A 19,499-nucleotide genomic window follows, 5' to 3' on the forward strand; every position below is an offset into this window, starting at 1 on the left:
CGACGCGCTTTAGCGCTCTGTCGCGAGGTGGCGTATATTACGCTTTCCTCTTTCAGAGTCAACCCTGAATTTCAGGATTTTTCTCTTTAATCAACCGGCTGTTTGTGTGAAGTGATTCACATCCGCCGTGTCGATGGAGGCGCATTATAGGGAGTTCTCCGCAGGCCGCAATAGAAAAATGACAGAAAAATGACTGACTGCTGCATTCCCCAGCAAAACCCCGCCTTATACCCTTTTACACACAGAGTTATCCACAATCCTGGCGATCATTTCCTGAATCTCTCCTTAATAAAGACGCGCTCAATACAGGAATAAAAGGGTATCGAATGGAAAAAGAAAAATTCGCGAGCGTTGCGCAAACGTTTTCGTTACAATGCCACCGCAAAACAAGGATGCCCCGTAAGGGGCGTTAGCTGAGTTTTTCACGAAAAATTCAGCTAACGCTCTCTGTAATAGTCAAATCCAGGGGATTTACCATGCAACAACGTCGTCCAGTCCGCCGCGCTCTGCTCAGTGTTTCTGACAAGGCCGGTATCGTCGAATTCGCCCAGGCACTTTCCGCACGCGGTGTGGAGCTGCTGTCTACAGGGGGCACTGCCCGTCTGTTAGCAGATAAAGGTCTGCCGGTGACCGAAGTTTCCGATTACACCGGTTTCCCGGAAATGATGGATGGACGCGTGAAGACCCTGCATCCGAAAGTACACGGCGGTATTCTCGGTCGCCGTGGTCAGGATGACGGAATTATGGAACAACACGGTATCGCGCCAATCGATATGGTTGTTGTTAACCTGTACCCGTTCGCCCAGACCGTCGCTCGTGAAGGTTGCTCGCTGGAAGATGCCGTAGAGAACATTGATATCGGCGGCCCGACCATGGTGCGCTCCGCTGCCAAGAACCATAAAGATGTCGCTATCGTTGTAAAGAGCAGCGACTACGACGCCATTATTAAAGAGATGGATAGCAACGACGGTTCACTGACCCTTGATACCCGTTTCGATCTCGCCATTAAAGCCTTCGAACACACCGCCGCCTACGACAGCATGATTGCCAACTACTTCGGCAGCATGGTTCCGGCATATCACGGTGAAAGCAAAGAGGCTGCTGGCCGCTTCCCGCGTACCCTGAATCTGAACTTCATTAAGAAGCAGGATATGCGCTACGGCGAAAACAGCCACCAGCAGGCAGCCTTCTATATAGAAGAGAATGTGCAAGAAGCATCTGTTGCGACCGCGCAGCAGGTACAGGGCAAAGCGCTCTCCTACAACAACATCGCCGATACCGACGCGGCGCTGGAGTGTGTGAAAGAGTTCAGCGAGCCCGCCTGCGTCATCGTGAAGCACGCTAACCCGTGTGGCGTGGCGGTAAGCACTTCTATTCTCGACGCCTACGATCGCGCATACAAGACTGACCCGACCTCCGCATTCGGTGGCATCATCGCGTTTAACCGCGAACTGGATGCCGAAACGGCACAGGCCATCATCTCCCGTCAGTTCGTCGAAGTGATCATTGCGCCTTCCGCATCTGAAGACGCCCTGAAGATTACCGCTGCCAAACAGAACGTGCGCGTCCTGACCTGCGGCCAGTGGGCCGAGCGCGTCCCGGGCCTGGACTTCAAACGTGTCAACGGCGGTCTGCTGGTTCAGGATCGTGACCTGGGTATGGTAACGGCAGGCGAACTGCGCGTGGTAACCAAACGTCAGCCGAGCGAGCAGGAACTGCGTGACGCGCTATTCTGCTGGAAAGTAGCGAAGTTTGTGAAATCCAACGCGATTGTGTACGCGAAAGAGAATATGACTATCGGTATTGGCGCGGGCCAGATGAGCCGCGTTTATTCTGCGAAGATCGCCGGTATTAAAGCGGGCGATGAAGGACTGGAAGTAAAAGGTTCCGCAATGGCCTCTGACGCGTTCTTCCCGTTCCGCGACGGTATTGATGCTGCGGCTGCTGTTGGCGTGAGCTGCGTTATCCAGCCCGGTGGCTCCATCCGTGATGATGAAGTCATTGCCGCCGCTGACGAACACGGCATTGCGATGATCTTCACCGACATGCGTCACTTCCGCCATTAATTCACGGAGCAGACAATGAAAGTATTAGTAATCGGCAACGGCGGGCGCGAACACGCCCTGGCGTGGAAAGCGGCACAATCACCGCAGGTTGAAACCGTGTATGTCGCGCCAGGTAACGCCGGAACAGCGCTGGAACCGGCGCTGCAAAACGTCGCTATTGGCGTCACGGATATTCCGGCACTGCTGAGCTTTGCCCAGAACGAGAAGATCGATCTGACCATCGTCGGCCCGGAAGCGCCGCTGGTGAAAGGCGTGGTGGATACTTTCCGCGCCGCTGGCCTGAAAATCTTTGGCCCAACCGAAGGCGCCGCGCAGCTGGAAGGCTCCAAAGCCTTCACCAAGGATTTCCTCGCTCGTCACCAGATTCCGACGGCGGAATACCAGAACTTCACGGAGATCGAACCCGCGCTGGCTTACCTGCGTGAGAAAGGCGCGCCGATCGTCATTAAAGCCGACGGACTGGCTGCCGGGAAAGGCGTGATTGTGGCGATGACGCTGAGCGAGGCCGAAGCCGCCGTTCATGACATGCTGGCAGGTAACGCGTTTGGCGACGCGGGACACCGTATCGTGATCGAAGAGTTCCTCGACGGTGAAGAAGCGAGCTTCATCGTGATGGTCGATGGCGAACATGTGTTGCCAATGGCCACCAGCCAGGATCACAAACGCGTCGGCGATGGCGATACCGGGTTGAATACCGGCGGTATGGGCGCTTACTCCCCGGCACCGGTGGTGACCGACGAGGTTCATCAGCGCACGATGGAGCGCATCATTTGGCCAACCGTAAAAGGCATGGCGGCGGAAGGCAATACTTATACCGGCTTCCTGTACGCTGGGCTGATGATCGATAAACAGGGCAACCCGAAAGTTATCGAATTCAACTGCCGCTTTGGCGACCCGGAAACCCAGCCAATCATGCTGCGTATGAAATCCGATCTGGTTGAACTTTGTCTGGCTGCCTGCGACGGTAAGCTGGACGAGAAAACGTCTGAGTGGGATGAGCGCGCATCGCTCGGCGTGGTGATGGCAGCTGGCGGTTATCCGGGCGACTACCGCACAGGCGATGTGATCCACGGTCTGCCGCTGGAAGAGGTGGCGGACGGTAAGGTATTCCATGCCGGCACCAAACTGGCGGAAGATGACCGGGTCGTTACAAGCGGCGGTCGCGTACTGTGCGCCACTGCGCTAGGCCATACCGTTGCCGAAGCACAGCAGCGTGCCTACGCGCTGATGGCAGATATCCACTGGGATAACTGCTTTAGCCGCAAAGATATCGGCTGGCGCGCGATCGAACGCGAGCAAAACTAACGCTGACACCTCTTATCCGGCCTATGGAGAGCAACTGTAGGCCGGATAAGACGCAAGCCGCCATCCGGCAATCATCAGAACGTCTTCTCTATAGGTTGCCAATGGCAGAAGTCTTCATTGGCCACCAGCAGCAGCTGAGAGCCATCAGGCGCCTCCAGCCATGCCACACTCACCTCTATCGATGAACGCAGCTGACGTCGCTCTATGTGGCTGATAGCCCATGCATCCAGGTCTGGTTTCAACGTTTCGCCTTCGCAGGTAGTTACCGTACGGTCTGCATGCCAGCGTCCCTGACGCAGCACGACGCGCCCCTGACGCAATGCGTCACTGGTCTGGCGGATCTGATTGGCGCGATAGCGGTATAAGGCGATCTGGTCGCTGGAAAGCTGCTGCTTCTGCCCGTCGACTTCATGCTGCATAAAACTGAGCTCGCCATGATCGTCGAAGCGTGCGCGAATATGTTCAGAAGGTTTGCTGTAAATATTGAGTTCAATCAGGGAGAGCATGTCGCCCTGCCAGCGATATTCGCTGGTTGTGGTGCTGCCGTTACGCCACGGGCTAAAGACCGAGAGCAGATGGACGCCATCGCTGGAATCTTTACGCCAGATGCGTACCGCACCCTGGTCGTCAACATAACCGCTGGCCGTAAACGGTGGAAGCGTCGTGTTATGGCTACAAGCGGACAGCAACAGCGCGCCTGCCAACGTCAGCATACGACGCCAGACAGACAAAAGGGGCGAGAGCGCCCCTTCATTAAAACTGTTCACTGCCACGCGAATTACTTAACTGCGTCTTTCAGTGCTTTACCAGAAACAAACGCCGGTACATTCGCTGCAGCGATTTTGATTTCTTTACCGGTCTGCGGGTTGCGGCCAGTACGCTCAGCGCGGTGGTTCACTTTGAAGGTACCGAAACCAACCAGTTGTACAGCATCGCCTTCTTTCAGAGACTCAGTAATAGCAGCCAGAGTGGATTCCAGAGCAGCTTTAGCCTGGGTTTTGGACAGTTCTGCTTTGTCTGCAATTACATCAATCAGTTGAGTCTTGTTCATAAGTTATCCTTACAATGTGTTTATCGCTTGCTAAGCATCGAGTGCGACGGAAATGCCAGAAAAGCACTCTCCTGCATACACGCACCGATAGCCACTTTTTTTCGCCCCCCAAATGTAGACCAGACGGGGGGCGGAAGGGAAGCCTCCAGGCACGACAAATCAGGCGTTAAATCACGTTTTCTGGTGTCATTGCTCAAAATTTATACCGATATTGCTCTCACCGGCCTCGCGCAGGTCTGCCCGAAGCCCTTTTATCAGCTCAATATCGCGTTCTTCGCAGTCGGCCAAAAGTCGGAATATTTCCCACTGAATGTCCCATTCCTGTTCAACAGCCGGGTTTTCTTTGAGCTCTTCATCGGTCATTTCTCGACCAGCCTGAGTCATTTCCAGCATCGCAACCGTGGTAATGGATGTCTTACTGACCTCAATGGCATGTTCCAGCGTTTCGCCACTGAGACGAGAATGCATTAACTCGCTTAATGCAACGCAGGCATCAATCGCCGGGTAAACGCCGTACAGATCAAAATCGTCAGCAGCCGGAATCGCTTCCTCAAACTTTTCCAGCTGGCTGTCAAAATTGACCTTCGCATCTTTCACCGTCAGCGTTTCCCAGATGAGATCCAGGATTCGGCGGTACACCTGCCCATCGCCAAAACCCGTCTGCTGACAGAACATGGCATAGTTCGGATACATACGCTCGCACAAACAAGCCATAAAGGTGACGTGCTGCCAGCTTTCCAGGCGTTCCAGACGCAGATGAATCGGGTTTTGTAACATGTTGAATTCTCGAAATCAGAAATGAGCCGCAGTGTACCTGAATCAGCGGTGATTTGCTTGCCAGCGCATAAACGCCGGACGCTCTGATGCCACCGCATCCGCCCAGCGCGTCGGTTCCGGCAGACGGTAGCCTTGCATACAGCGCTGCACCCACGCCAACGCGCTGTCGGTACTCACGCGATGTCCGGTCGCGATAAACAGCGGGTTACAGCGCGCTTTACTGCGCCAGACCCAGGCTAACTGCTCGCCTTTGTCCATCAGCGGGGCCAGCGCGCCAGGTTCGGCGGAAAGCGGCTCAAACTTGCCGCACAGCCGTTTTTTCGCTACGCCGATGGTGGGTACATCCATCATCAATCCAAAGTGGCTTGCCACCCCCAGACGACGCGGGTGGGAGATACCGTGTCCATCGACAAAGACTAAATCCGGTTTTTGCGACAGCTGTTCCCACACCGCCAACAGCGCAGGATACTCGCGAAAGGAGAGGAAGCCGGGAATATACGGCATGGTAGTGGCGATACGCGCCACTTTGTATTCCACCAGCTCAAGCGCTGGATACGTCAACAGCACCATCGCCGCTCGCGTCACTTCCCCGCCCTGCTCGAACCCAACATCCGCCCCGGCGATCAGATCCGGCGGATCGTTATCAAGGCGATCCTCGCGGATCACCGACGAGGCGAGTTCGATTTGTTGAGCGCGTAGCGACGCGAGATCCATAATGACTCCTTAGCGGTGGTACTGTTCAGACAAGCGGTGTACCGCATCAACAAATGCGCCCGCGTGCTCCGGCGGCACATCCTGGTGGATGCCGTGTCCAAGATTAAAGACGTGGCCTTCACCCTGGCCGAATCCGGCGAGAATCGTCGCCACTTCTTCTTCAATGCGCGCCGGTGGCGCATAGAGCATGGACGGGTCCATATTGCCCTGTAGCGCCACTTTATGGCCCACGCGACGGCGCGCGTCGGCAATATCGGTTGTCCAGTCGAGACCTAACGCATCACACCCGGTTTCCGCCATCGCCTCCAGCCACTGGCCGCCACCTTTGGTGAATAACGTGACCGGTACACGGCGACCGTCGTTTTCCCGCAGCAGACCATCAACGATTTTATGCATGTAATACAGCGAGAACTGCTGGTAATCGCGCCCCGTCAGCACGCCGCCCCAGGTGTCGAAAATCATGACCGACTGCGCGCCCGCTTTAATCTGCGCGTTGAGATACAGAGTGACGCTTTTCGCCAGCTTATCGAGCAGCGCATGCAGCGCCTGCGGATCGGCATACATCATTTTTTTGATGACGGTAAAGGCTTTGCTGCTGCCGCCTTCCACCATGTAAGTCGCCAGCGTCCACGGGCTGCCGGAAAAACCGATCAGCGGAACGTCACCTTTCAACTCGCGGCGAATCGTACGCACTGCGTTCATCACGTAGCCCAGTTCGTCTTCCGGGTCAGGAATCGGTAGCTTATCGACATCCGCTTTACAGGCGACTGGCGAAGTAAAGCGCGGGCCTTCCCCGGCCTCAAAATAGAGTCCCAGCCCCATCGCATCCGGGATGGTCAGAATGTCCGAGAAGAGGATCGCCGCATCAAGCGGGTAGCGCCGCAGCGGTTGTAGCGTGACTTCGCACGCCAGCTCAGCATTTTTGCACAGCGACATAAAATCGCCTGCTTGTGCGCGGGTGGCTTTGTACTCCGGCAGATAGCGGCCTGCCTGGCGCATCATCCATACCGGGGTAACATCAACGGGCTGGCGCAGCAGCGCACGCAGATAACGATCGTTCTTCAGTTCGGTCATTTTGCAGTTCCTTCATTGCGTCAGGGTGCCAGTGTACCATCACTCATACTCAGCCCGACACATTGCCACAGTATCTTCGATCAAACGACGCGCCACCGTGCCCGGCGGCGGCAATAACGGAAGATCGTCATAGCGATACCAGCCCGCCTCCAGCAGCTCTTTCGGGTCGATGACAATCTCGCCGCTGTCATACTCCGCCATAAACGCCGTCATCAGCGATTGCGGGAACGGCCAGGGCTGTGAGGTCACGTAACGCAAATTTTTCACTTTGATGCCGCTCTCTTCCATCACTTCGCGCGCGACCGCCTGCTCTAAGGTCTCCCCCACTTCCACAAACCCGGCCAGCACCGTATGAACACCGTTGCGATGGCGCGTATGCTGGGCCAGTAAAATGGAATCGGCGCGCCGGATGGCGACAATAATGCAGGGAGCAATCTGCGGATAGTAACGCTCGCGGCAGTGGCTGCACAGCATCGCCCATTCGGTCTTGCTCGGATACATGGGGTGGCCGCAGTAACCGCAGAATTTGTGCGAACGGTAAAATTCCGCCAGCTGCACGCCCCGCCCCGCCAGTTGAAACAGGCCAACGTCCCGATCGATGACCTGCCGTACCGACCCCATATCATGCCGACGATGCTGTAACACCAGCCAGACAGGCTCCCCTTCCCACTCGCCAATCAGGAGTGCGCGCTGCCCCACAAGATCGAAATTTGTCGCTTCGCCATATGGCAATTCTCCACGAGGCAACCATAATTTTTGCTCGTGACTGACGATCCACCAACCGTGATCTAATTTTTCAATAATACGATCCATAGCTCTTGCACTACCTTTGCTTCACTGGCATGTTGTTAACATTATATTTACATTTTTCAGGTGAGCAGTTTTAAATCTAAACTTGCGGAGTCAATCATGCTAAACCAGCTGGAAAGCCTGACGGAACACGTCGAAGGAAGTAATAAACTGGTTGATCGCTGGCTACATGTACGTAAGCACCTGCTCGTGGCTTACTACAATCTGGTTGGCATTAAGCCTGGCAAAGAATCGTACATGCGGCTGAATGAAAAAGCGCTGGATGATTTTTGTCAGGGCCTGGTCGACTACCTTTCCGCCGGACACTTCAGTATTTATGAACACATTATCCGTGAAATGGAAGAGGGAAACCCGCGTTCGACCGCAACGCGCCTCCATTCATTGCTGGAAGCCAATACTCAACAGATCATGGAATATTACGACTCCAGCCTGGAGAACGCGATCGATCACGATAATTATGCGGAATTTCAGCAAGTGCTCTCCGACATCGGCGAAGCGCTGGAAGCGCGGTTTACGCTGGAAGATAAACTCATCCTGCTGGCCTTCGACAATAATCTAACGCTTAATGCCCAGGATGAAAGCGGAATTGCACGGCCTGCTTGAGTTATGAATCAGTAACGAGTAATTTACATCCATTGCCCCGTCGCCGGGGTTACATCTTGTCGGAGTGCCGTGTGTGAGAACACAGGCTGAGACCGTTAATTCGGGATCCGCGGAACCTGATCAGGCTAATACCTGCGAAGGGAACAAGAGTAAACTGCTTTATGCGTCAGCCTGTACGGGCAACGCGCATCCATTACTCCATCCGTCGTCTGACAAGCCACGTCCTTCACTTTTTGGAATGAGCTATGTCTGCAACAAAATTGACTCGCCGCGAACAACGCGCCCAGGCCCAACACTTTATCGACACCCTGGAAGGCACCGCCTTTCCGAACTCAAAACGTATTTATATTACCGGCTCACAACCGGACATCCGCATTCCGATGCGCGAAATCCAACTAAGCCCCACGCTCATCGGCGGCGGCAAAGATAATCCGCAATACGAAGAGAACGAAGCCATCCCGGTCTATGACACCTCTGGCCCCTATGGCGATCCTGATGTCGCCATTAACGTTCAGCAGGGGCTGGCAAAACTGCGTCAGCCCTGGATTGAGGCTCGTGCAGACAGCGAAGAATTGACCGACCGTAGCTCGGCGTACACCAAAGAACGTCTGGCAGATGATGGACTGGACGAGCTGCGTTTTACGGGGCTGCTCACGCCGAAGCGCGCCAAAGCGGGCAAATGCGTAACGCAACTGCATTATGCGCGTCAGGGGATTGTAACCCCGGAAATGGAGTTCATCGCTATCCGTGAAAACATGGGTCGTGAGCGCATTCGCGGCGATGTGTTACGCCAGCAGCATCCGGGCGTTGGGTTTGGCGCGCGCCTGCCGGAAAACATCACACCGGAATTTGTTCGTGACGAAGTGGCCGCCGGTCGCGCGATTATCCCGGCCAACATCAACCACCCGGAATCCGAACCGATGATCATCGGACGCAACTTCCTGGTGAAGGTCAACGCCAATATCGGCAACTCAGCGGTCACTTCCTCTATTGAAGAAGAGGTGGAAAAACTGGTGTGGTCGACGCGCTGGGGCGCAGATACGGTGATGGACCTCTCAACCGGTCGCTATATTCACGAAACTCGCGAGTGGATCCTGCGTAACAGCCCGGTACCGATCGGCACCGTGCCGATCTATCAGGCGCTGGAGAAAGTAAACGGGATCGCCGAAGATCTCACCTGGGAAGCCTTCCGCGACACGCTGCTGGAGCAGGCGGAACAGGGCGTCGATTACTTCACCATCCACGCGGGCGTACTGCTGCGCTATGTGCCAATGACCGCAAAACGTCTGACCGGTATCGTCTCGCGCGGCGGTTCGATCATGGCGAAATGGTGCCTCTCTCACCATCAAGAAAACTTCCTCTACGAGCACTTCCGCGAAATCTGCGAAATCTGCGCCGCTTACGATGTCTCGCTGTCGCTGGGCGACGGCCTGCGTCCGGGATCAATTCAGGATGCGAACGACGAAGCGCAGTTTGCCGAGCTGCACACGCTGGGCGAGCTGACCAAAATTGCCTGGGAGTACGACGTGCAGGTGATGATTGAAGGCCCTGGCCACGTACCGATGCAGATGATCCGCCGTAACATGACCGAAGAGCTGGAACACTGCCACGAAGCGCCGTTCTACACCTTAGGGCCACTGACCACCGATATTGCGCCGGGCTACGACCACTTCACCTCCGGCATTGGCGCGGCAATGATTGGCTGGTTTGGCTGCGCCATGCTCTGCTACGTAACGCCAAAAGAGCACCTCGGCCTGCCGAACAAAGAGGATGTGAAACAGGGGCTGATCACCTACAAAATCGCGGCGCATGCCGCCGACCTGGCAAAAGGCCATCCTGGCGCGCAAATCCGCGATAACGCCATGTCGAAAGCCCGCTTTGAATTCCGTTGGGAAGACCAGTTTAACCTGGCGCTTGACCCGTTCACCGCCCGCGCCTACCACGACGAAACCCTGCCGCAGGAATCCGGTAAAGTGGCGCACTTCTGTTCCATGTGCGGCCCCAAATTCTGCTCAATGAAGATCAGCCAGGAAGTCCGCGACTACGCGGCGGCGCAGACCATCGAGGTAGGAATGGCGGATATGTCAGAAAACTTCCGCGCCAAAGGCGGTGAAATCTATCTCAGGAAGGAGGAGGCATAATGTATCAGCCCGATTTCCCGGCGGTGCCTTTCCGCCTGGGGCTTTATCCGGTCGTTGATAGCGTGCAATGGATCGAACGCTTGCTGGAAGCGGGTGTCCGCACCCTCCAGCTACGTATCAAAGACAAGCGCGACGAAGAGGTGGAGGACGATGTATCAGCCGCTATCACGCTGGGTCGCCGCTACAATGCCCGCCTGTTCATCAATGACTACTGGCGACTGGCGATCAAACACAACGCTTACGGGGTGCATCTCGGTCAGGAAGATCTGGAAACCACCGACCTGAAGGCGATTCAGGCTGCCGGGCTGCGTTTAGGCGTTTCCACCCACGATGACATGGAAATCGACATAGCGCTGGCGGCCAGACCGTCTTATATCGCACTCGGCCACGTATTCCCGACACAAACCAAACAGATGCCGTCCGCGCCGCAAGGACTGGAGCAGCTGGCGCGCCATATTGAACGTCTTGGCGATTACCCCACCGTTGCCATCGGCGGGATCAGCCTCGAACGCGCCTCGCCGGTGCTGAAAACTGGCGTGGGCAGTATTGCCGTCGTCAGCGCCATTACCCGGGCGGAAGACTGGCGCGAAGCAACGGCGCAGTTACTGGCAATCGCGGGGGCTGGCGATGAATGATCGTGACTTTATGCGCTACAGCCGACAAATTTTGCTCGGCGATATCGCCATTGAAGGGCAGCAAAAATTGCTCGCCAGCCGGGTTCTGATTGTCGGTCTGGGCGGTTTGGGTTCCCCTGCGGCGCTCTATCTGGCGGGCGCTGGCATCGGTACGCTGGTTTTAGCCGACGATGACGAAGTGCATCTGAGCAATCTGCAACGGCAAATCCTGTTCACCACAGATGATATTGCCCGCCCTAAATCCCAGGTGACAAAGCAGCGGCTGGCTCGGCTGAACCCGGATATTGAACTGCTGGCGTTACAGCAGCGCCTCACTGGCGATGCGCTCCGCCATGCGGTTGAGCGCGCCGATGTGGTGCTCGATTGTACCGACAACATGGCGACCCGTCAGGAGATCAACGCCGCCTGCGTCGCGCTGGATACTCCTCTCATTACCGCCAGCGCCGTCGGCTTTGGCGGCCAGTTGATGGTGCTGACGCCGCCCTGGGAACAGGGCTGCTACCGCTGCCTGTGGCCGGATGATGAAGAACCGGAACGCAACTGCCGCACGGCAGGGATCGTCGGCCCCGTTGTCGGCGTGATGGGAACATTGCAGGCGCTGGAAGCCATCAAGTTACTGAGCGGGATGGACATCCCCGGCGGCGAGTTGCGGTTATTCGATGCCAAAACCAGCCAGTGGCGCAGTCTGGCATTGCATCGCGCCAGCGGTTGCCCGGTATGCGGAGGGCGTCATGCAGATTCAGTTCAATGATGAACCTATGCAGTGCGCTGACGGCCTGTCCGTTATCGATCTGCTCACTCAGCTTAACCAACTGAAACCAGGGGCGGCGCTGGCGCTGAATCAACAGATCCTGCCGCGTGAACAGTGGGAACAGCAAATCGTGCAGGAAGGCGACCAGATCCTGCTTTTTCAGGTTATTGCAGGGGGTTGATATGTTACGTATTGCAGATAAAACGTTTGATTCACATCTGTTCACTGGCACGGGGAAATTTGCCTCTTCACAGCTGATGGTCGAGGCGATTCGCGCTTCCGGCAGCCAGTTGGTCACGCTGGCGATGAAACGCGTGGATTTACGCCAGCACAATGACGCGATTCTGGCGCCGCTTATTGATGCCGGGGTAACGCTGCTTCCCAATACTTCCGGTGCGAAAACAGCGGAAGAAGCCATCTTCGCCGCGCAACTGGCGCGGGAAGCCCTGGGCACACACTGGCTGAAACTGGAGATTCACCCCGACGCGCGCTGGCTGCTACCGGACCCTGTCGAAACGCTGAAAGCCGCAGAAGCGCTGGTAAAACAGGGATTCGTCGTGCTGCCCTACTGCGGCGCCGACCCGGTGTTGTGCAAACGCCTTGAGGAGGTTGGCTGCGCCGCCGTCATGCCGCTCGGTGCGCCCATTGGTTCAAATCAGGGGCTGGAGACGCGCGCGATGCTGGAGATCATCATCCAACAGGCCACCGTTCCGGTGGTGGTTGATGCCGGTATCGGCGTTCCCAGCCACGCCACACAGGCGCTGGAAATGGGCGCCGACGCGGTACTGGTGAATACGGCGATTGCGGTAGCGGATGATCCGGTGATGATGGCGCAGGCTTTTCGCCTGGCGGTTGAAGCCGGAGTTATGGCGCGTCGGGCCGTACCCGGAACGCGCAGCAGTTACGCTCAGGCCACCAGCCCGCTCACCGGATTTCTGGAGGCTTCGGCATGAAAACGTTCACCGACCGCTGGCAACAGCTGGACTGGGACGATATTCGCCTGCGCATCAACAGCAAAACCGCCGCCGATGTGGAACGGGCGCTTAACGCCACGCAACTTAGTCGCGACGACATGATGGCGCTGCTTTCACCCGCCGCCAGCGACTATCTGGAGCCGTTGGCCCAACGTGCGCAGCGCCTTACCCGTCAGCGCTTTGGCAATACCGTCAGCTTTTACGTGCCGCTGTATCTCTCCAATCTGTGCGCCAACGACTGCACTTACTGCGGCTTTTCCATGAGTAACCGCATTAAGCGCAAGACGCTGGATGAAACAGAAATAGGCCGTGAATGCGAGGCGATTCGCGAGCTGGGTTTTGAGCATCTCCTGCTGGTCACTGGCGAGCACCAGGCCAAAGTCGGCATGGACTATTTTCGTCGTCATTTGCCCGCTATCCGCCGCCAGTTTTCTTCACTCCAGATGGAAGTGCAGCCGCTGGCGGAAGAAGAGTATAGCGAGTTAAAAACGCTGGGGCTTGACGGCGTGATGGTCTACCAGGAGACCTACCATGAGGCGATTTACGCACAACACCATCTGAAAGGGAAAAAGCAGGATTTCTTCTGGCGGCTGGAAACCCCGGACAGGCTGGGTCGGGCAGGTATCGACAAAATTGGTCTCGGCGCGTTGATTGGGCTGTCTGATAGCTGGCGTGTGGACTGCTACATGGTAGCCGAGCATCTGCTCTGGATGCAGAAGCATTACTGGCAGAGCCGCTACTCTATCTCCTTCCCTCGCCTGCGCCCGTGTACTGGCGGCGTCGAACCCGCCTCCATCATGGATGAGCGCCAGTTGGTGCAAACCATTTGCGCATTTCGTCTGCTGGCGCCGGAGATTGAGCTGTCGCTCTCAACGCGCGAATCGCCGTGGTTTCGCGATCACGTTATTCCTTTGGCGATTAATAACGTCAGCGCATTTTCAAAAACGCAGCCAGGCGGCTATGCCGATAATCATCCCGAGCTGGAGCAGTTTTCTCCTCATGACGATCGCCGACCAGAAGCCGTTGCTAATGCACTGACCGCACAGGGGTTACAGCCCGTCTGGAAAGACTGGGATAGTTATCTGGGGCGAGCTTCGCAAACATAATGCACGAACGTGACACGGCGTAATTTTTTTGCGCGCCGGTGCGTAATACAAAAAACGGGAGATTGTCGTCAGGCTCCCGTTTTTTTATGTTGTCATGGTCGGCAGCGGACGCTGACCAGGGCGAAAAATTCCTTCCTCATTTCGCCCTGCCTTCACATCTGGTCAGACGGTCTTTGCAGACCCCATCGGATTACTGCAACCGGTTTCAGTTTTTGTGTGATGCTTTACACACATTCACTTTAAGACGGTTGTTCTCCCCCCGGCCACAGGCTAAAGATGAAGAACCAAGGGAACCGTGAGAGCCGATTATGAAGAATATCGTTTTATGCTGTGCCGCCGGGATGTCCACCAGCATGCTGGTGCAACGGATGAAAGACGCCGCGCAGAAGAAAGGGGTTGAAGTCAGTATCAAAGCTGTTCCGGTGGCTGAATTTAAAGAAAACATCGCCACTGCGGATATTGTTTTGCTTGGCCCTCAGGTCAAGTATGAACAGGCGAAATTACAGGCGCTTGCCGACCCCTTAGGTAAAAAGGTCGCGGTTATCGACATGATGGATTACGGCATGATGAAAGGCGATGCCGTGCTGGAAAAAGCCCTCAAGCTCATGGAGTAATAGCATGGAAGAGTTAGAGACGATCATCATGGAGCTGCTGGTCAACGCAGGCGCAGCCCGTAGTTCGGCACTGACCGCGCTGCAACTGGCGCGAAAAGGCGATTTTGCTGGCGCCGAGAAAGCGATGGAAGAGTCGCGCGAGTTTGTCAAACTGGCACACGGCATCCAGACAAAGCTGATTGGGATTGATGAAGGAACCGGAAAACTGCCTGTTAATCTGATCACCGTTCATTCCCAGGATCATCTGATGAACGCGATGGTTATTCAGGATTTGGCGGGGGATATGATTGAGCTTTATCGTCGGTTGCCGCTGGTGAATTAAGACCCGTTGCCGGATGGCGGCTACGCCTTATCCGGCCTACAAGTTCAACCCGTATCCGTAGGCCTGATAAGCAAAGCGCCATCAGGCGGCCTACAAGTCCACCCCGTGTCCGTAGGCCTGATAAGCAAAGCGCCATCAGGCGGCCTACAAGTCCACCCCGTGTCCGTAGGCCTGATAAGCAAAGCGCCATCAGGCGGCCTACAAGTCCACCCCGTGTCCGTAGGCCTGATAAGCAAAGCGCCATCAGGCATAAAAAAACCCGCCGAAGCGGGTTTTTTATTATGGTCAGCAACGATTAATCGTTATCAGAACCGCCCAGGCCTGCGTTCAGCAGTTCTGCCAGGCTGGCAGACGCATCCTCAGCAGTCACCTGCGGTGCAGCCGGGAGTTCACCCGCAGCACGGCGGCGCATACGATCCTGGTGGTACGCATAACCGGTACCAGCCGGGATCAGACGACCCACGATAACGTTCTCTTTCAGGCCACGCAGTTCGTCGCGTTTACCCGCAACGGCTGCTTCGGTCAGGACACGCGTGGTCTCCTGGAACGATGCCGCAGAGATGAAGGACTCGGTTGCCAGAGACGCTTTGGTGATACCCAGCAGATCGCGGGAGAACGTTGCACCCACTTTGCCGTTCGCTTCCAGGTCGCGGTTAGCGATCTTGACGCGGGAGTATTCAACCTGCTCGCCTTCCAGGAAGTCGGAGCTACCTGCGTTTTCGATGGTGGCTTTACGCAGCATCTGACGAACGATAACTTCGATGTGTTTATCGTTAATCTTAACGCCCTGCAGACGGTATACGTCCTGTACTTCGTTAACGATGTAACGAGTAACAGCATGAACACCACGCAGACGCAGAATGTCGTGCGGCGCTTCCGGGCCATCGGAAACCACGTCACCACGTTCTACACGTTCACCTTCGAACACGTTGAGCTGACGCCATTTCGGAATCATCTCTTCGTACGGCTCGCTACCGTCTACCGGGGTGATAACCAGACGACGTTTACCTTTGGTTTCTTTACCGAAGGAAATGATGCCGCTGATTTCAGCCAGGATTGCCGGCTCTTTCGGACGACGCGCTTCGAACAGGTCAGCAACGCGCGGCAGACCACCGGTAATATCCTTGGTACCGCCGGATTCCTGCGGAACACGCGCCAGGGTGTCACCAGAACTGATCTGTACGCCATCTTCCAGCTGAACAATCGCTTTACCCGGCAGGAAGTACTGCGCAGGCATATCGGTGCCAGGAATCAGAACGTCGTTACCCTGAGCATCAACGATTTTCAGCGCCGGACGCAGGTCTTTACCACCCGTAGTACGCTCTGCGGAATCCAGGACCACCAGAGAAGACAGACCGGTCAGCTCGTCAGTCTGACGAGTAATGGTCTGGCCGTCGATCATGTCAGTAAAGCGAACGAAACCACTTACTTCGGTGATAACCGGCATGGTGTGCGGGTCCCAGTTTGCAACGGTTTCGCCGCCGGCAACCTGCTCGCCATCACCTTTCGCCATAACAGAGCCGTAAGGCACTTTATAGCTCTCTTTGGTACGACCGAATTCGTCGATCAGTTTCAGCTCGGTGTTACGGGAGGTGATAACCAGTTTGCCGCTGGAGTTCACAACCGACTTCGCATTGCTCAGACGGATGCTACCTTTGTTTTTCACCTGGATGCTGGATTCAGCAGCCGCACGAGATGCCGCACCACCGATGTGGAACGTACGCATCGTCAGCTGTGTACCCGGCTCACCGATGGACTGTGCCGCGATAACGCCGATAGCTTCACCTTTGTTGATGATGTGGCCACGCGCCAGGTCACGACCGTAGCAGTGCGCACATACACCAAAGTCGGTGTCACAGGATACAACGGAACGCACTTTAACGGCGTCAACAGAGTTCTCTTCCAGCAGGTCACACCACTGTTCGTGCAGCAGCGTGTTGCGCGGAACCAGAATATCTGCGGTGCCCGGCTTCAGTACGTCTTCAGCAGTCACACGACCCAGTACGCGATCGCGCAGCGGCTCTTTAACGTCGCCACCCTCGATAACCGGAGTCATCAGGATACCTTCGTGAGTGCCGCAGTCATCTTCAGTCACCACCAGATCCTGCGCAACGTCAACCAGACGACGAGTCAGGTAACCGGAGTTCGCTGTTTTCAGTGCGGTATCCGCCAGACCTTTACGCGCACCGTGAGTGGAGATGAAGTACTGGAGTACGTTCAGACCTTCACGGAAGTTCGCGGTGATTGGCGTTTCAATGATGGAGCCATCCGGCTTCGCCATCAGACCACGCATACCAGCAAGCTGACGAATCTGTGCCGCAGAACCACGCGCACCGGAGTCGGCCATCATGTAGATGCTGTTGAAGGAAACCTGCTGCTCTTCCTGACCGTCACGGTTAATCACGGTTTCGGTCTGTAGGTTGTCCATCATCGCCTTGGATACACGATCGTTCGCCGCAGCCCAGATATCGATAACTTTGTTATAGCGTTCGCCCGCTGTTACCAGACCAGACTGGAACTGTTCCTGGATCTCAGCAACTTCGGCTTCCGCTTCGGAGATGATCTCGTGTTTCTTCTCCGGGATAACCATATCGTCGATACCAACGGATGCACCTGAACGCGCTGCATAAGCAAAGCCGGTGTACATCGTCTGGTCCGCAAAAATAACGGTCGGTTTCAGGCCCAGAATACGGTAGCAGGTGTTCAGCATTTTAGAGATGGCTTTCTTACCCAGCGCCTGGTTGACGATGGAGAAAGGCAGACCTTTCGGTACGATCATCCACAGAATGGCACGGCCGATAGTCGTGTCTTTCAGGCTGGTTTTCGCTACGAATTCGCCGTTAGCATCTTTTTCGTATTCGGTGATACGCACTTTAACGCGCGCATGCAGAGAGGCCAGGCCAGCGCGATAAATACGCTCAGCTTCTTTCGGGCCAGTCAGCACCATGCCTTCGCCTTTGGCGTTAACACAGTCACGGGTCATGTAGTACAGACCCAATACAACGTCCTGAGACGGAACGATGATAGGTTCGCCGTTCGCCGGGGACAGGATGTTGTTGGTAGACATCATCAGCGCACGCGCTTCCAGCTGGGCTTCCAACGTCAGCGGTACGTGAACAGCCATCTGGTCACCATCGAAGTCGGCGTTATATGCCGCACAAACCAGCGGGTGCAGCTGGATAGCTTTACCTTCGATCAGTACCGGTTCAAATGCCTGGATACCCAAACGGTGCAGTGTTGGCGCACGGTTCAGCAGTACCGGGTGTTCGCGGATAACTTCGTCCAGGATATCCCAAACGACAGCTTCTTCACGCTCAACCATTTTCTTCGCGGCTTTGATGGTGGTGGCGAGACCACGCAGTTCCAGCTTGCCGTAGATGAACGGTTTGAACAGCTCCAGCGCCATTTTCTTCGGCAGACCGCACTGATGCAGACGCAGGTATGGACCTACGGTAATGACAGAACGACCGGAGTAGTCAACACGCTTACCGAGCAGGTTCTGACGGAAACGACCCTGTTTACCTTTGATCATGTCGGCCAAAGATTTCAGAGGACGTTTGTTAGAACCGGTGATCGCACGACCGCGACGACCGTTATCCAGCAGGGCGTCAACCGCTTCCTGCAACATACGTTTTTCGTTACGTACGATGATGTCCGGCGCAGCCAGATCCAGCAGACGTTTCAGACGGTTGTTACGGTTGATCACGCGACGATACAGATCGTTCAGATCCGACGTTGCGAAACGACCACCATCCAGCGGAACCAGCGGACGCAGATCTGGCGGCAGAACCGGCAGAACGGTCAGGATCATCCACTCTGGTTTGTTACCAGACTGAACGAACGCTTCCAGCAGTTTGATACGCTTGGTCAGCTTTTTACGCTTGGTTTCGGAGTTGGTTTCGTTCAGCTCTTCGCGCAGAGTTTCACACTCTTGCTCCAGATCCATGCTCTTCAGCAGGGCCTGAATAGCTTCCGCACCCATCTTCGCGTCGAATTCGTCACCGAACTCTTCCAGCGCGTCCAGATACTGTTCTTCAGTCAGGATCTGCTGGCGTTCCAGGTTAGTCATACCGCCTTCGATAACCACATAGGATTCGAAGTACAGCACGCGTTCGATATCGCGCAGCGGCATATCGAGCAGCAGGCCGATACGAGACGGCAGAGATTTCAGGAACCAGATGTGAGCAGTCGGGGACGCCAGCTCGATGTGGCCCATACGCTCACGGCGTACTTTAGTTTGGGTCACTTCAACGCCGCACTTCTCACAGATCACACCACGGTGTTTCAGGCGCTTGTACTTACCGCACAGGCACTCGTAATCTTTTACTGGCCCGAAGATACGGGCGCAGAAAAGGCCGTCACGCTCAGGCTTGAACGTACGGTAGTTGATGGTTTCCGGCTTTTTAACTTCACCGAAAGACCATGAACGGATCATGTCTGGCGAAGCCAGAGCAATTTTGATCGCATCAAACTCTTCGGTTTTAGTTTGCGCTTTCAGAAACTTTAATAAGTCTTTCACGGATTTGCTCCCGTCGGAGTTAGCACATTCCGCTGCC

18 protein-coding genes and 1 riboswitch are annotated in these 19,499 nt (G+C 55.7%); of the genes, 11 read left to right on the forward strand and 7 right to left on the reverse strand.

The window, feature by feature from the left end; translation table 11 throughout:
• The first annotated feature begins 476 nt into the window (after window positions 1-476).
• Together purH and purD are read left to right on the forward strand one after the other, a co-directional pair.
• Window positions 477-2,066 carry a bifunctional phosphoribosylaminoimidazolecarboxamide formyltransferase/IMP cyclohydrolase gene (purH, locus tag OGY62_RS04235; RefSeq protein WP_198448678.1) on the forward strand — a complete coding sequence of 530 codons (1,590 nt, stop codon included), beginning with the start codon at window positions 477-479 and terminating at the stop codon, window positions 2,064-2,066.
• 15 nt (window positions 2,067-2,081) lie between these two features.
• Complete coding sequence (gene purD, locus OGY62_RS04240; protein ID WP_130028934.1) at window positions 2,082-3,371, forward strand: phosphoribosylamine--glycine ligase; 1,290 nt, start codon at window positions 2,082-2,084, stop codon at window positions 3,369-3,371.
• A gap of 74 nt (window positions 3,372-3,445) precedes the next feature.
• Here the strand turns inward: purD and OGY62_RS04245 are convergent, their stop codons facing one another.
• The 6 genes from OGY62_RS04245 to nudC form a co-directional block, all read right to left on the reverse strand.
• Window positions 3,446-4,138 carry a DUF1481 domain-containing protein gene (locus OGY62_RS04245; protein ID WP_104867917.1) on the reverse strand — a complete coding sequence of 231 codons (693 nt, stop codon included), beginning with the start codon at window positions 4,136-4,138 and terminating at the stop codon, window positions 3,446-3,448.
• Window positions 4,139-4,149: 11 nt separating this feature from the next.
• Window positions 4,150-4,422 (reverse strand): nucleoid-associated protein HU-alpha, encoded by a 273-nt coding sequence (hupA, locus tag OGY62_RS04250; protein ID WP_001044509.1) that lies wholly within the window; start codon window positions 4,420-4,422, stop codon window positions 4,150-4,152.
• Between the two features lie 186 nt (window positions 4,423-4,608).
• Complete coding sequence (locus OGY62_RS04255) at window positions 4,609-5,199, reverse strand: YjaG family protein (protein WP_012133796.1); 591 nt, start codon at window positions 5,197-5,199, stop codon at window positions 4,609-4,611.
• A 42-nt stretch (window positions 5,200-5,241) separates the two neighbouring features.
• Window positions 5,242-5,913 carry a deoxyribonuclease V gene (nfi, locus tag OGY62_RS04260; RefSeq protein ID WP_114848814.1) on the reverse strand — a complete coding sequence of 224 codons (672 nt, stop codon included), beginning with the start codon at window positions 5,911-5,913 and terminating at the stop codon, window positions 5,242-5,244.
• Window positions 5,914-5,922: 9 nt separating this feature from the next.
• Window positions 5,923-6,987, reverse strand: a complete 1,065-nt coding sequence (hemE, locus tag OGY62_RS04265) for a uroporphyrinogen decarboxylase (protein ID WP_012133798.1) — start codon at window positions 6,985-6,987, stop codon at window positions 5,923-5,925.
• Window positions 6,988-7,026: 39 nt separating this feature from the next.
• Window positions 7,027-7,800, reverse strand: coding sequence for an NAD(+) diphosphatase (nudC, locus tag OGY62_RS04270; RefSeq protein WP_047459742.1), 774 nt, complete (start codon window positions 7,798-7,800; stop codon window positions 7,027-7,029).
• 96 nt (window positions 7,801-7,896) lie between these two features.
• Here nudC and OGY62_RS04275 point away from each other — a divergent pair, with 96 nt between their 5' ends.
• From OGY62_RS04275 to OGY62_RS04315, 9 genes are all read left to right on the forward strand, one after another.
• Complete coding sequence (locus OGY62_RS04275) at window positions 7,897-8,400, forward strand: Rsd/AlgQ family anti-sigma factor (RefSeq protein ID WP_012133800.1); 504 nt, start codon at window positions 7,897-7,899, stop codon at window positions 8,398-8,400.
• Between the two features lie 50 nt (window positions 8,401-8,450).
• Window positions 8,451-8,560, forward strand: a riboswitch (TPP riboswitch).
• Between the two features lie 85 nt (window positions 8,561-8,645).
• Window positions 8,646-10,541, forward strand: coding sequence for a phosphomethylpyrimidine synthase ThiC (gene thiC, locus OGY62_RS04280; protein WP_012133801.1), 1,896 nt, complete (start codon window positions 8,646-8,648; stop codon window positions 10,539-10,541).
• A complete protein-coding gene (thiE, locus tag OGY62_RS04285; RefSeq protein WP_114848816.1) occupies window positions 10,541-11,176 on the forward strand; it encodes a thiamine phosphate synthase in 636 nt (211 codons plus the stop codon). The genes thiC and thiE overlap by 1 nt, the downstream gene beginning before the upstream one ends.
• On the forward strand, window positions 11,169-11,927 hold the full coding sequence (gene thiF / locus OGY62_RS04290) for a thiazole biosynthesis adenylyltransferase ThiF (RefSeq protein ID WP_012133803.1): 759 nt from the start codon (window positions 11,169-11,171) through the stop codon (window positions 11,925-11,927). Before thiE ends, thiF begins: the two co-directional genes overlap by 8 nt.
• On the forward strand, window positions 11,908-12,108 hold the full coding sequence (gene thiS, locus OGY62_RS04295) for a sulfur carrier protein ThiS (protein WP_012133804.1): 201 nt from the start codon (window positions 11,908-11,910) through the stop codon (window positions 12,106-12,108). The genes thiF and thiS overlap by 20 nt, the downstream gene beginning before the upstream one ends.
• A 1-nt stretch (window position 12,109) precedes the next feature.
• Window positions 12,110-12,880 (forward strand): thiazole synthase, encoded by a 771-nt coding sequence (gene thiG, locus OGY62_RS04300; RefSeq protein WP_012133805.1) that lies wholly within the window; start codon window positions 12,110-12,112, stop codon window positions 12,878-12,880.
• Window positions 12,877-14,007 carry a 2-iminoacetate synthase ThiH gene (gene thiH, locus OGY62_RS04305; protein WP_012133806.1) on the forward strand — a complete coding sequence of 377 codons (1,131 nt, stop codon included), beginning with the start codon at window positions 12,877-12,879 and terminating at the stop codon, window positions 14,005-14,007. Before thiG ends, thiH begins: the two co-directional genes overlap by 4 nt.
• A 308-nt stretch (window positions 14,008-14,315) precedes the next feature.
• On the forward strand, window positions 14,316-14,621 hold the full coding sequence (locus tag OGY62_RS04310) for a PTS sugar transporter subunit IIB (RefSeq protein ID WP_012133808.1): 306 nt from the start codon (window positions 14,316-14,318) through the stop codon (window positions 14,619-14,621).
• A 4-nt stretch (window positions 14,622-14,625) separates the two neighbouring features.
• Window positions 14,626-14,943: a PTS lactose/cellobiose transporter subunit IIA gene (locus OGY62_RS04315; RefSeq protein ID WP_012133809.1), complete on the forward strand. Its 318-nt coding sequence runs from the start codon at window positions 14,626-14,628 to the stop codon at window positions 14,941-14,943.
• Window positions 14,944-15,238: 295 nt separating this feature from the next.
• Here OGY62_RS04315 and rpoC read toward each other — a convergent pair whose 3' ends face one another.
• A complete protein-coding gene (gene rpoC, locus OGY62_RS04320) occupies window positions 15,239-19,462 on the reverse strand; it encodes a DNA-directed RNA polymerase subunit beta' (protein ID WP_012133810.1) in 4,224 nt (1,407 codons plus the stop codon).
• Window positions 19,463-19,499: the final 37 nt, after the last annotated feature.

Origin of the sequence: Citrobacter sp. CK198 (assembly GCF_030333295.1) — a bacterium.
Taxonomy (GTDB): domain Bacteria; phylum Pseudomonadota; class Gammaproteobacteria; order Enterobacterales; family Enterobacteriaceae; genus Citrobacter_B; species Citrobacter_B koseri.